Origin of the sequence: Pseudomonas sp. MM213 (genome assembly GCF_020423045.1) — a bacterium.
GTDB classification, from domain to species: Bacteria; Pseudomonadota; Gammaproteobacteria; order Pseudomonadales; family Pseudomonadaceae; genus Aquipseudomonas; species Aquipseudomonas migulae.
Window position 1 is genome coordinate 2,058,016 of the sequence record NZ_CP081943.1, and the last position, 12,687, is coordinate 2,070,702.

Consider the following 12,687-nt stretch of genomic DNA (forward strand, 5'->3'; position numbering starts at 1 on the left):
TGTTTGATTGAGCGGGCGAAGACATCTGCTAAATGACGTAGCGCTCCTGCAGCACGCTTTTCGCCAGACTCCGGGTCGCCAACAAAACGGCTTCCACCTGTTGATCCATCGCTGCGTGGGTTGAGGCGACGGTTCCCAGGTCGACGACGCGCAGCGAGTGACCGCAGACGGATCCCAGCCAGGTCAGGCCCGGCACCGTGCCGACTTCGACGTCCAGTAAAAAACTGCTTTTGCACACGCCGCGCAGCAATTGGCGGGCATCACACGCTTGCTCGGGGCTGGACCCGACCCGCAACCAGTCGAGCATCAATGCCCTGCATTGCTTGACGGCCAGGTAAGCCACCTGATCCCAGTCGTCGATGGCCACGTGCAGCTGGTCGATCATGTATTTGGGCAACGCGGCACTGGTCACGATGACCACCCCGGCATCCGCCGAGGGTTCCTTGATCCAGACGGCGGATTGCGATATCGCATGCATGGCGCTACTCCCGGCGATTGAACGTTGTCCCCTTTCCTGTAGGAGCCGGTTTGCCGGCGATGGGGCCCGTGGGTTTTGCATCGATCTCAAGGCCGCCATCGCCAGCAAGCCGGCTCCTACAAGGGTTCGGTGACAGACACGAAAATGTGAACAACACAATCCACTGTAGGAGCCGGCTTGCCGGCGATGAGGCCCGTTGGTTTTGCATCGATTTCAAGGCCGCCATCGCCGGCAAGCCGGCTCCTACAAGGGTTCGGTGACAGACACGTAAATGTGAACAACACAATCCACCGTAGGAGCCGGCTTGCTGGCGATGAGGCCCGTTGGTTTTGCATCGATTTCAAGGCCGCCATCGCCGGCAAGCCGGCTCCTACAAGGGTTCGGTGACTGACACGAAAATGTGAACAACACAATCCACTGTAGGAGCCGGCTTGCCGGCGATGAGGTCCGTGAGTTTTGCATCGATTTCGAGGCCGCCATCGCCGGCAAGCCGGCTCCTACAGGTTTGTGATCAGCCGTTTCGGAACAGGAAGCTGTAGGCATTCAGCGCAGGCACCCCGCCCAAGTGTGCGTAAAGCACTTTCGAGCCTTCAGGGAACTCGCCACGGCGAACCATTTCGATCATCCCGTGCATGGATTTCCCTTCGTACACCGGGTCGGTCAGCACGCCTTCAAGTCTGCCGCACAAGCGGATGGCTTCCAGCGTGCCGTCGTTGGGCAAACCGTATTCCGGATAGGCGAACCGTGTGTCGAGCACCACATCTTCTTCGGTGATTTCGCGCCCCAGCTCCACCAATTCAGCGGTGTGCCGGGCGATACGCAGGATCTGTGCCTTGGTTTTTTCCGGTTTGGCCGAAGCGTCGATACCGATGACATTCTTCGAACGGCCGTCGGCGGCAAACCCGACCACCATGCCCGCCTGGGTGCTGCCGGTCACCGAGCAGACCACGATGTAATCGAACTTGAAGCCGAGCTCTTTTTCCTGCTGGCGGACTTCCTCGGCGAAACCGACGAAGCCGAGACCGCCATACGGATGCTCGGAACAACCCGCCGGGATCGGAAACGGTTTGCCGCCGCGTTCCACCACATCGTTCATCGCCTTCTCCCAGCTGGGCCGGATGCCGATGTCGAACCCGGCGGCGTCCAGTCGTACATCTGCGCCCATGATGCGAGACATCTCGATGTTGCCAACGCGGTCATACACGGCATCGGAGTAGTTCACCCAGTTTTCCTGGACCAGCACGCACTTCATGCCCAGGTGTGCGGCAACGGCAGCGACCTGGCGGGTCTGGTTCGACTGGATCCCGCCGATGGACACGAGGGTGTCGCAGCCCTGCTCGATGGCCTCGGGAATCAGGTATTCGAGCTTGCGCGTCTTGTTGCCGCCGAAGGCCAGGCCACTGTTGCAGTCTTCACGCTTGGCATACAGCTCGACCTTGCCGCCCAGGTGTTCGCTGAGGCGTTTCAAGGGGGTGATGGGCGAAGGACCGAAGGTCAACGGATAGCGTTTGAAACGATTCAGGTTCATGACTCTGCTCCTTGATTATTGGATATCCAAGCGCCAGACCGAAAGGCAAACAGGCTGCATTCCAGGTTCTTTCAGAGGGGCTTCGATGAGTTCAATATTAAGAACAAAGCCAAAAATATGTGTTGCAAGTTTCAATGCATTAAAGAAACATAAATCTCCACATATAACTTCCAACAACTTTTTATTGCGTAGAAATCCATATGAACGCAACAAATACCCACAAGAAAACCGGCACACCCAGCCCGGAGCCACACCCGCTGGACCGCACCGACCGCGCCATTCTCAAGGCGCTGCAACGCGACGCTTCCATCTCCAATGTGGCGCTTGCCGAGAAGGTCAAACTGAGTGCGCCGGCGTGTTTGCGCCGCGTTGAACGCCTCAAGCAGGCGGGTTTGATCAAGGGCATCGTCGCGTTGCTGGACAATGACGCGCTGGATGCGGGCATGGTGGTGTTGATCGGCGTGGTGCTGGACCGCTCGACGCCGGAATCCTTCGCTGCCTTCGAAGCGGCGGCGCAAAAGGTTTCCGGCTGCATGGAATGCCATGTGGTGACGGGGGAATTCGACTACTTCATGTTGATACGAACCAAGGACAGCAACAGTTTCAACCGCCTGCACGCGGAACAGTTGCTGTACCTGCCCGGCGTACGGCAGATTCGTTCGTTCATGGGCTTGCGCCAAGTGGTCTCGACGCCGCAGATACCTCTTTGATAGCCCGTGTCAGCCGCGCAACTTGCGCGGTGACCGGGCCCTATCCCGCTTTATTGACCCGGTTTGGCCACCGCCACGCGCCACACCTTGTTACCGACATCGTCCGCCACCAGCAGCGCACCGCTCTGATCAAGCGCTACGCCCACCGGACGCCCTTGCGCCTCGCCTTCGGCATTGAGGAAACCGGTAAGGAAATCCACCGGCAAACCTGAAGGCTTGCCGTCGCTGAACGGGATGAACACCACCTTGTAGCCGGCCTGCGGATTGCGGTTCCACGAGCCGTGTTCGCCGATGAACACGCCATTGGCGAAAGCGCTGGGCATGCCGCGCGAGTCTGAGAACGCCAGGCCCAGCGGTGCGACGTGGGTGCCCAACGCGTAATCCGGGGCGATGGCCTGGGCCACCTTGTCCGGGCGCGGCGGCTCAACCCGGGTGTCGACGTGGTTGCCGTAGTAACTCCATGGCCAGCCGTAAAACGCGCCGTCTTTTACCGACGTCAGGTAATCCGGCACCAGGTCGCTGCCGATTTCATCGCGCTCATTGACCACGGTCCACAACTGGCTCGAACCGGGTTTCCAGGCCAGGCCGTTGGGGTTACGCAGGCCGCTGGCAAACAGACGCTTGTCGGCGCTTTTAACGTCAACTTCCCAGATCGCCGCCCGCCCTTCTTCGGCCTCCAGACCGTTTTCGCCAACGTTGCTGTTGGAGCCCACGGTGACGTACAGCTTGGTGCCCTCAGGGTTGGCGAGCACGTTCTTGGTCCAGTGATGGTTGATACCGGCAGGCAGATCGGTGACTTTCACCGGCGTCGCCGTGATCTCGGTTTGCCCCTCGCTGTAAGGCACCTTGACCAGGGCGTCGGCGTTGGCGATGAACAGCTCGTTGCCCACCAACGCCATGCCGAAGGGTGACGTCAGTTCACTCATGAACACCGTGCGCAGTTCTGCGTGACCGTCACCGTCGGCATCGCGCAACAAGGTGATTCGATTGGCGCTGGGCGCATCGGCGCCGACACGGCCCATCACAAAACCCATCGCGGTGCGCCGCGCCCAGGCCAGCGGACCGCTGCCACCGTCAGTGGCGCCTTCAGGCATTGGCGGGTGATTGCTTTCGGCGACCAACAGATCGCCATTGGGCAATCTGTAGATCCAGCGCGGGTGGTCGAGGTTTTCGGCCAGGGCCGTCACCGTGAAACCGGCGGGCGCTTTCGGCTTGTCGCTGCCGGCCCAGCCGATGGCCTTGGACACCTTCAACGTCGGGATCAGCGTGGTCGTGGGCTCAGGCAACTGCGGGCTCGGGCCGACACTGGCCTGCGGCGGCAGTTTGGAAGATTCACCACACGCGGTGAGCAACGCGGCAGCGGTCATCAAGAGCGCCAGTCGGCGGGAGACAGTCATGGTTCGAACCTCGCAATGGCCATCCGTGGGCCAATTCAGGAATAGGCAAAATCCCGTCGAGTATCGCGGCGCCGATTCGTTTCAAACACCGCGCCCGCCACAAATCAATTTTGCCTGAATCGCACGAATGCAGACGTCCAATGCCGGGCACTATCCCTGACAAAGACGCAACCCACTGTAGGAGCCGGCTTGCCGGCGATGAGGCCCGTAGGATTTGCATCGATTTCAAGGCCGCCATCGCCGGCAAGCCGGCTCCTACAAGGGTTTGGTGGCGGGCACCGGAAAGGTGAACACCACAATCCACTGTAGGAGCCGGCTTGCCGGCGATGGGGCCCGTAAGGTTTGCATCGATTTCAAGACCGCCATCGCCGGCAAGCCGGCTCCTACAAGGGTTTGGTGGTGGGCACGGGAAAGGTGAGCAACGCGATCCACTGTAGGAGCCGGCTTGCCGGCGATGGGGCCCGTAGGATTTGCATCGATTGCGAGGCCGTCATCGCCAGCAAGCCGGCTCCTACAAGGGTTCAGTGGCAGGCACGAAAAGGTGAACAACACGATCCACTGTAGGAGCCGGCTTGCTGGCGATGGGGCCCGTAAGGTTTACATCGACTCCAAGGCCGTCATCGCCGGCAGTCAGGCGGGATTCAGCAGTGCCTCGCGCAGCAGCCTGGCCGCCGGCGAGTCCGGGACGCCTTTGCGCGACACCAGTTCATAGGGTTCGCTGCGTGAGGTGATCGGCAGCGGCAGCGTGGTGGTGAAGCCGTAGCCGGAGCAGAACTTCGCTACGTCGGTCGACACCAGTGCGACGAGGGTCGGGTTTTCCTGGAGCAGCGACAGAGTGGCGAAGGCCGAGGTGGTTTCCAGCAAATGCACCGGGAAACGCAGGTCGGCCTCATGAAACTCCCGCTCCAGCAGCAGGCGCATCGGCATGTTGGCGCGATAGACGACCCAGCGGTAATCCACCAGGTCTTTCAACGATAACTGGCGGGCATAGGCGAACGGATGCTGGGTGCTGGCGATCACCGCCAGGGTTTCCTCGACGAAGGTCGAGCTCTCATACAAGTAGGGGGTGGTGCTGATGGTGGTACGGCAGATCGCCAGGTCCAGGCGCCCGGCATCGAGCTGGCTGAGCAGCGCGGCGCTGGTGTCTTCGACAATCTCGATGGACAGCTTCGGGTTGTCGGCGATCACCCGGCTGATCGCCGTGGTCAGCAGCGGCACGGCGCCCATGATGGTGCCGACCGACACACGTCCGCCCTCGCCGCTCATGATGCCGATGATCTCTTCGCGCAGGTGCGCAAGGTCAGTCTGGATCAACCGCGCGTACCGGATGACCGAACGCCCGGCATCGTTCGGCTCAAGCCCGCGGTTAGTGCGAGTGAACAGCGCAGTGCCGAAAGTGGTTTCAATTTCTTGCAGCGCCTTGCTCGCGCCGGGCTGGGTCAGCGCGACCTGTTTGGCCGCGCCCAGCAAGGAGCCGTGCTCATCCAGGGCGATCAGCAAACGGAGCTGCTTGACGTGCAGGCGGGACATGATCGAGTTCAGTGAGGGCGTCATCAGGGTTAACTAAAAGTTATAGAGGTATCGAAAGTTGTCAGTATCGAGGCTGGCCAAGACGGCCCTATAGTCCACCCCACAGCCAGGCAACGCAATGGGTTTGACCAGAGCGCGAAAGCCCTCCTGCCCCAGACCGGTTGCAACAATAACAATCCTGTATAACTTGTGGTGAATCATGTCACTCATCAATTACGTCACCAAAATCCAGTTCGGCTATGACAGCCTGCAGCACCTGGCCGCCGAAGCCGAGCGCGCCGGCATCACCCGGCCGCTGATCGTCACCGACGTCGGCGTGCGCAATGCCGGCATCGTCGACAAAGTCATCGCCGCCCTCGGTGGTGACCGCGCACCGACAATTTTCGACGCCACCCCGCCCAATCCGAATGAGCACGCCGTGCGTGAAGCCGTGGCCCATTACCACCTCGGCGAGTGCAACGGCATCATCGCTGTCGGTGGCGGTTCATCGATCGATCTGGCCAAGGGCGTCGCGGTCTGCGCCACCCACGACGGTCCTCTGCAAAGCTTCGCGGTGATTGAAGGCGGACTGGATCGCATCACCTCGGCCACCGCGCCGCTGATTGCGGTTCCGACCACGGCCGGCACCGGCAGCGAAGTGGGTCGCGGCGCCATCCTTATCCTCGACGATGGTCGCAAGGTCGGCGTTATCTCCCCCTATGTCGTGCCTCGCGTGGCCATCTGCGATCCGGAGTTGACCCTCGGTCTGCCGCCCATGCTCACCGCCGCCACCGGCATGGACGCTATCGCGCATTGCATCGAAACGTTCATGGCCCCGGCCTTCAACCCTGCCGCAGACGGCATCGCCCTCGACGGTTTGTGGCGCGCCTGGGAACACATCGAACGCGCGACCGCCGTACCCGGTGATCGCGAAGCGCGGATGAACATGATGAGCGCGTCCATGCAAGGCGCGCTGGCCTTCCAGAAAGGACTGGGCTGCGTGCACAGCCTTTCCCACGCCTTGGGCGGCATCAATCCGAAACTGCACCACGGCACTTTGAACGCGATTTTTCTACCGGCGGTCGTGCACTTCAACGCCAACGCCCCGACTGTCCGTGACGAGCGCAAACTGGAACGACTGCGCCATGCCATGGGCCTTGAGGCCGACGCGAACATCGGCGCAGCCATCGAAGACATGACCAAACGCCTGGGCCTGCCGACCCGCCTGAGCCAGATCGGCGTCGATGAAAGCCTGTTCGCCGGCATCGTCGAGGGCGCTTTGCACGATCACAGCCACAAGACCAATCCGCGCGAAGCATCCTCGGCGGACTACCTGTCGATGCTTGAACAATCGCTGTAAGCAGCCGCTGCCCAACAACAATAAATCAGGAGGCATCCGCGTCGTCGATCTCACCCCCCCGAGCATCGACGGCAGCGGAACAATCATGAAGCCCACCGTCCTTATCGAACGGCAAGACGCCATTGCCATCGTCACCCTCAGTCATCCGGGAAAGATGAACGCCCTGACCCTGTCCATGTGGCAAGACCTGGGTGACGTCATGACCGAACTGTCCGCCGACCTCAGCGTGCGCTGCGTGGTGTTGCGCGGTGCGGGCGAACAGGCCTTTGCCGCCGGCGCCGATGTCGGCGAGTTTCCGAGCGTGCGCGCCAACCAGGCACAAGCCCGACACTATGCCGAAGTCACTTCAGCGGCGATGCGCGCAGTTGCCGACTGCCCGCACCCGGTGATCGCGATGATCCACGGCGTGTGCGTCGGCGGTGGCCTGGAAATCGCCGCACTCTGCGACCTGCGCATCTGTGGCACGTCCAGCCGCTTCGGCGCGCCGGTCGGCAAGCTCGGGCTGGTCATGTCCTATGACGAAATGGCCGGGCTGGTGGCGCTGGCGGGACGCTCGACGACCCTGGAGATTCTCCTTGAAGGCCGCATTCTCGACGCCAACGACGCCTACGTGAAAAACCTCGTGACCCGCGTCGTACCGGATGCCGAAGTCGAATCCGAAACCCTCGCCACCGCCAAACGCATCATCAACGGCGCCCCGCTCGTCGCCCGCTGGCATCGCCAGGCGGCACGACAACTGGAAGCGGGCATCGCCCCCACCGTCGAGCAGATCGACAGCAGTTACGCCTGCTACGACACCGACGATTTTCAGATCGGCCTGAACGCGTTCATCGCCAAAGCCAAACCACAATTCGAGGGCAAATAACATGGGACCGCTGACAGGAATGCGCGTGGTAGAACTGGCTCACATCATGTCCGGCCCGGTGTGCGGCATGATGCTGGCCGACATGGGCGCTGACGTGGTGAAGGTCGAGAAAGTCCCGGACGGTGATGATTCGCGCCGCTTCTCGCCGATCATGGCCAGCGGTGAATCCGCTTCGTTCATGGTGGTCAACCGCAACAAGCGCGGGATCGGCCTGAACCTGAAAACCGAGGGCGGCCGCGACGTTCTGCGCCGCCTGCTGATGGACGCCGACGTGGTCACGGAAAACTACCGCGCCGGCACCATGGAAAAATTCGGCCTCGGTTACGAAACCCTGAAAACCCTCAACCCCGGGCTGATCTACTGCGCGATTTCCGGTTACGGTCGCAGCGGGCCGTTCGGCGAGAAAGGCGGTTTCGACCTGATCGCCCAAGGCATGAGCGGCATGATGAGCATGACCGGTGAAGCCGGGCGCGAGCCGGTCAAGGCCGGTTCGCCGGTGGCCGACATCAACTCCGGCATCCTCGCCGCCCTCGGCATCTGCGCCGCGTATGCCGCAAAACAGAAAACCGGCCTTGGGCAGATGGTCGACACCTCGCTGTTCGAAGCCGGCCTGCAACAAATGTACTGGCCAGCAGCGGCGTATTTTGCCGACGGCACCATCCTGCCAAAAATGGGTTCGGCGAACTCCACCAGCGCGCCGTATCAGGTGTTCCGCACGGCGGATGGCTGGATCAACATCGGCGCCGCCAACCAGGCCAACTACGAGCGACTGGTCGAGGCGCTGGCCGTTCCGCAATTGAAAGCCGACCCTCGTTTCGCCAGCAACGCCTTGCGCATGGAGCATCGCCTGGCGCTGGTGGAAATCCTCAACGAAGTGCTGGTCGCACGCACCACGGATGAATGGATGGTGTTGTTCGACAGCCTCGGCCTGCCTGCCGGGCCGGTCCTCGACATCGCCGCCGCGCTGGCCCACCCGCAAACCAAGGCACGCGGCATGGTCGTCGAGACCGAACACCCGACCGAAGGCCGGGTGCGCGGCATGGGCTTGCCGATTCACTTCTCCGACATGGACAACGCCGCGCCACCGACCAGCCGCCCTGCACCGCTGCTCGGCGAACACACCCGCGAAGTGCTGAAGGAAAGCGGGTATGCGGAAAACGAAATCGACGAGTTGATTCGCACCCAGGCGGTGGTCGCACTCGCCTCCTGAACCGAACTGTGTGGGAGCGAGCCTGCTCGCGATGGACGTTAACGAAAACGCGTTTTTGGCTGGATAAACGCGACGCCCTCAGGTCCATCGCGAGCAGGCTCGCTCCCACAAGGAGCAGCGTTCGCGTTGCTTTTTAGAACAACTACAACAAAAACAATAGGTGAACATCATGAGCCGTATCTTGACCGAGTCCGTCAGCCGCCGATCCTTTCTAGTGTCTGCCGGCGTCACCGTGGGTGGTGCTTTCGCCGCCAACCTGCTGCCTTCCAGCGTCTTCGCCGCGACCAAACCCATCGTGCTGCGCTACACCAGCAGCCTGCCCGACACCCATCCGCTGAACCAACAGATGAAGGCCGCCTCGCTGGCGATCAAGGCCGAAACCAACGGCGCGGTGGACTTGCAGGTGTACGCCAACGGCGCCATGGGCGGCGACACCGACATGCTGTCCCAGGTGCGCGCCGGGGCAATCGATTTCATTCCACTGCCGGGTGCAATTCTCTCGACGCTGGTGCCGGCCATGTCGATTGAAAGCATGCCGTTTGCGTTCAAGGACTACGACAGTGTCTGGGCTGCGCTAGACGGCAAGCTGGGCGAGTACGTGCGCGCCAAGACCGAGAAGGTCGGCCTGATCCCGATGGAAAAAGTCTGGAACAACGGCTTCCGCCAGATCACCAGTTCGACGCGGCCGATCAACACGCCGCAAGACCTCGCCGGCTTCAAACTGCGCGTCTTGGTCAGCCCGCTGTGGACGTCGATGTTCAGCGCCCTGGGCGCGTCGCCGACCGGCATCAGCATCAACGAAACCTACTCGGCCTTGCAGACCAAAGTGGTCGACGGCCAGGAAAACCCGCTGGTGGTGGTCGAGTCCGCACGCTTCTATGAAGTGCAGAAATATTGCTCGATGACTGACCACATCTGGGGCGGTTTCTGGATCGTCGCCTCGGGAAAGACCTTCCCGAAACTGCCGGCGGACGTGCAGGAAATCGTCTCCCGGCAGATCAACGCCGCCGCGCTGGTTCAGCGCCAACAGGTGATCGACCTCAACTCCAGCCTGGAGCCGTCGCTGACCGCCCACGGCATCACCTTCAACAAAGTCGACCGCACACTGTTCAGGACAGACCTGCAATCGAAAGGCTTCTACACCCAATGGAAGGATAAGTACGGCCCGGAAGCCTGGAGCTTGCTTGAGCAATACGCGGGTCAACTGTCCTAAGCCGGAGACAAAGTCATGAAAAATGAACTGCCAATGACGGATGTTGCTCCCGCTGAAGGACTCAGCCCACACCAAACCACATTTCGTCTCGGCCGCGCGCTGGACACCGGTCTGCGCTGGCTGACCGAGGGCAGCGCGGCGTTGCTGGTGGTCATCGAAGTCACGCTGCTTTTCTGCAACGTGTTCTCGCGTTATGTGCTCAACCAGCCGATTGTCTGGGGCGACGAACTGGCTTCGCTGCTGTTCCTGTGGCTGGCGATGCTCGGTTCAGTGGTGGCGATGCGACGCGGCGAACACATGCGGCTGACCTCGTTCATCTCGCGGCTGCCCATGGAAAAACGGGCGTTCATCGACACCCTGGGCGCAGTGATCGTCATCACCTTCATCGGGCTGCTGTTTACCCCGGCCTGGGAGTACGTCAGCGACGAGTGGATCATCACCACCGCCGCCCTCGAAATCCCCAACGCCTTTCGCGTCTCCGCCATCGCCGTCGGCCTGAGCCTGATGCTGATGACCTGCGTCGCCCGGCTGTTGACCAGCGCACGGTTGATCGACTTCTCGGTCTCGGTGGCGATGCTCGCATCCCTCGGCGCGTTGTTGTGGGTGGCCGAAGGCTCGATGTTGCTGATGGGCAACTGGAACCTGGTGATCTTCTTCATGGTCGGCGTGATGGCGATGATCGTCATCGGCGTCCCCATCATGGTCGCGTTCGGCCTGGCTACGGTGGCGTACCTGTCGACCATGACCAGCACACCACTCACGCTGGTGGTGGGGCGGATGGACGAAGGCATGGCGAGCCTGATCCTGCTGGCCATCCCGCTGTTCGTGTTTTTGGGTGCGCTGATCGAAGCCATGGGCATGGCGCGGGCGATGATCCGTTTCCTGTGCTCGCTGATCGGCCATGTGCGCGGCGGTTTGTCGTACGTGCTGATCGGTGCCATTTACCTGATCTCCGGTATTTCCGGCTCGAAGGCAGCCGACATGGCAGCCATCGCCCCGGCGCTGTTCCCGGAAATGAAGAAGCGCGGCGAGGACGAAAACGAACTGGTGGCGATGCTTAACGCCTCCGGGGCGATGTCGGAAACCATTCCGCCGAGCCTGGTGCTTATCACCATCGGTTCGGTGACCGGCGTGTCGATTTCCGCACTGTTCACCGGCGGTTTCATGCCGGCGGTGGTGGGCGCGATTGCGATGGCAGCCGTCATCTGGTGGAAGAACCGCAAAGGTGAGGCCTCTACCGGCAAACGCGCCTCGGGCAAGGAAATCGGCCACTCGCTGCTGCTCGCGATCCCTGCGCTGGCCCTGCCCTTCGTGATCCGCACTGCGGTGGTCGAAGGCGTCGCCACCGCGACCGAAGTCGCCGCCATCGGCGTGGCCTACACCTTCATCGTCGGTCTGCTGTGCTACCGCTGCTTCGACTGGCGCCGCTTGTATCCGATTCTGGTCAGCACCGCGTCGTTGTCCGGCGCGATCCTGATCATCATCGGCAGCGCCACCGCCATGGCCTGGGCGCTGACCCAGTCGGGCTTTTCGCACCAGTTGGCGCAAGTGATGGCGACCGTTCCGGGGGGCGCGATGGGCTTCCTGATCATCTCCGCCGTGGCGTTCATCCTGCTCGGCAGTTTCCTGGAAGGCATCCCGGCCATCGTGCTGTTCGGCCCGCTGCTGTTCCCGATTGCCAAAGCCATGGGCATCAACGACGTGCATTACGCCATGGTCGCGATCTTCGCCATGGGCCTGGGCTTGTTCGCCCCGCCATTCGGCGTCGGTTTCTACGCCGCGTGCGCCATCGCCAAGGTCGACCCAAGTGGCGCCATGCGCCGGGTCTGGCCGTATCTCGGCGCCCTGGTCGTCGCGCTGGCGGTGCTGATCGCCGTGCCGTGGATTTCCATCGGTTTCCTGCCGTCTGCCTGAATCAACCTTTGACTGTCAGCACTCAAACACGAGGTTTTGTATGAATTTCTCCACTCTGCACCCAGGCTCCGCCACCGAGCGCCCACTGATCGTCGACAAACAACGCACCATTTCGTTTCTGGGCGAAGACTTGCGCATCTACGCCACGCCGCGCCTGGTCGACGACATTGAACAGACTTGCCTCGATTACCTGCTGACCTTCCTCGACGAGGGTGAAAACACCGTGGGGGCGGCGGTCGATATCCGTCACGTCGGCGCCACGCTGCTGGGCATGTCGGTGAACATTGTCGCCACGGTCACTCGCATCGAAGGTCGCAGCGTCACCTTCAATGTCGAAGTGCGCGATGACGTCGAGCTGGTGGCGACAGCAGCGCATACCCGTGTGGTGGTGAACGTCGCCAAACTGCGCAGCCGCGTCCAGGCCAAAGCCGAGGCAGCGGCTGCCGGCGACGTCGAAGACGGCGTGCTCAGCCCTTCGCAATTCTCCGCGTCGCGCTGAGTCA

Annotated in this window: 11 protein-coding genes; 7 read left to right on the forward strand and 4 right to left on the reverse strand. The window is 61.8% G+C overall.

What is annotated here, in order from left to right; genetic code table 11:
- Positions 1-28 precede the first annotated feature (28 nt).
- Both K5R88_RS09310 and K5R88_RS09315 read right to left on the reverse strand, forming a co-directional pair.
- Positions 29-478 carry a transketolase gene (locus tag K5R88_RS09310; RefSeq protein WP_226299829.1) on the reverse strand — a complete coding sequence of 150 codons (450 nt, stop codon included), beginning with the start codon at positions 476-478 and terminating at the stop codon, positions 29-31.
- A 511-nt stretch (positions 479-989) separates the two neighbouring features.
- Positions 990-2,006 (reverse strand): 1-aminocyclopropane-1-carboxylate deaminase, encoded by a 1,017-nt coding sequence (locus K5R88_RS09315; RefSeq protein ID WP_008045265.1) that lies wholly within the window; start codon positions 2,004-2,006, stop codon positions 990-992.
- Positions 2,007-2,206: 200 nt separating this feature from the next.
- On the opposite strand from K5R88_RS09315, the gene K5R88_RS09320 reads away from it, so the two are divergent.
- The gene (locus K5R88_RS09320; protein ID WP_192228374.1) at positions 2,207-2,716 is read left to right on the forward strand and encodes an Lrp/AsnC family transcriptional regulator; all 510 of its coding nucleotides are present in this window, start codon (positions 2,207-2,209) and stop codon (positions 2,714-2,716) included.
- 50 nt (positions 2,717-2,766) lie between these two features.
- On the opposite strand, the gene K5R88_RS09325 is transcribed toward K5R88_RS09320, so the two are convergent.
- Positions 2,767-4,113: a PQQ-dependent sugar dehydrogenase gene (locus K5R88_RS09325; RefSeq protein WP_226299830.1), complete on the reverse strand. Its 1,347-nt coding sequence runs from the start codon at positions 4,111-4,113 to the stop codon at positions 2,767-2,769.
- Positions 4,114-4,743: 630 nt separating this feature from the next.
- Positions 4,744-5,667 carry a LysR family transcriptional regulator gene (locus K5R88_RS09330; RefSeq protein ID WP_008033815.1) on the reverse strand — a complete coding sequence of 308 codons (924 nt, stop codon included), beginning with the start codon at positions 5,665-5,667 and terminating at the stop codon, positions 4,744-4,746.
- A gap of 175 nt (positions 5,668-5,842) precedes the next feature.
- Between K5R88_RS09330 and K5R88_RS09335 the strand changes: the two genes are divergently transcribed.
- The 6 genes from K5R88_RS09335 to K5R88_RS09360 all read left to right on the forward strand — a co-directional run bounded on the left by K5R88_RS09335 (position 5,843) and on the right by K5R88_RS09360 (position 12,683).
- On the forward strand, positions 5,843-6,982 hold the full coding sequence (locus tag K5R88_RS09335; RefSeq protein WP_226299831.1) for an iron-containing alcohol dehydrogenase: 1,140 nt from the start codon (positions 5,843-5,845) through the stop codon (positions 6,980-6,982).
- A gap of 85 nt (positions 6,983-7,067) precedes the next feature.
- Positions 7,068-7,847 carry an enoyl-CoA hydratase-related protein gene (locus K5R88_RS09340; protein WP_226299832.1) on the forward strand — a complete coding sequence of 260 codons (780 nt, stop codon included), beginning with the start codon at positions 7,068-7,070 and terminating at the stop codon, positions 7,845-7,847.
- Between the two features lies 1 nt (position 7,848).
- Entirely contained in the window at positions 7,849-9,057 is a 1,209-nt protein-coding gene (locus tag K5R88_RS09345) for a CaiB/BaiF CoA transferase family protein (protein ID WP_008033811.1), read from the forward strand.
- Between the two features lie 169 nt (positions 9,058-9,226).
- Complete coding sequence (locus K5R88_RS09350) at positions 9,227-10,270, forward strand: TRAP transporter substrate-binding protein (protein ID WP_008033809.1); 1,044 nt, start codon at positions 9,227-9,229, stop codon at positions 10,268-10,270.
- A 15-nt stretch (positions 10,271-10,285) separates the two neighbouring features.
- Positions 10,286-12,184, forward strand: coding sequence for a TRAP transporter large permease (locus tag K5R88_RS09355; RefSeq protein WP_226299833.1), 1,899 nt, complete (start codon positions 10,286-10,288; stop codon positions 12,182-12,184).
- A 40-nt stretch (positions 12,185-12,224) separates the two neighbouring features.
- Positions 12,225-12,683: a thioesterase family protein gene (locus tag K5R88_RS09360; RefSeq protein WP_008033805.1), complete on the forward strand. Its 459-nt coding sequence runs from the start codon at positions 12,225-12,227 to the stop codon at positions 12,681-12,683.
- The last annotated feature ends 4 nt before the right edge of the window (positions 12,684-12,687 follow it).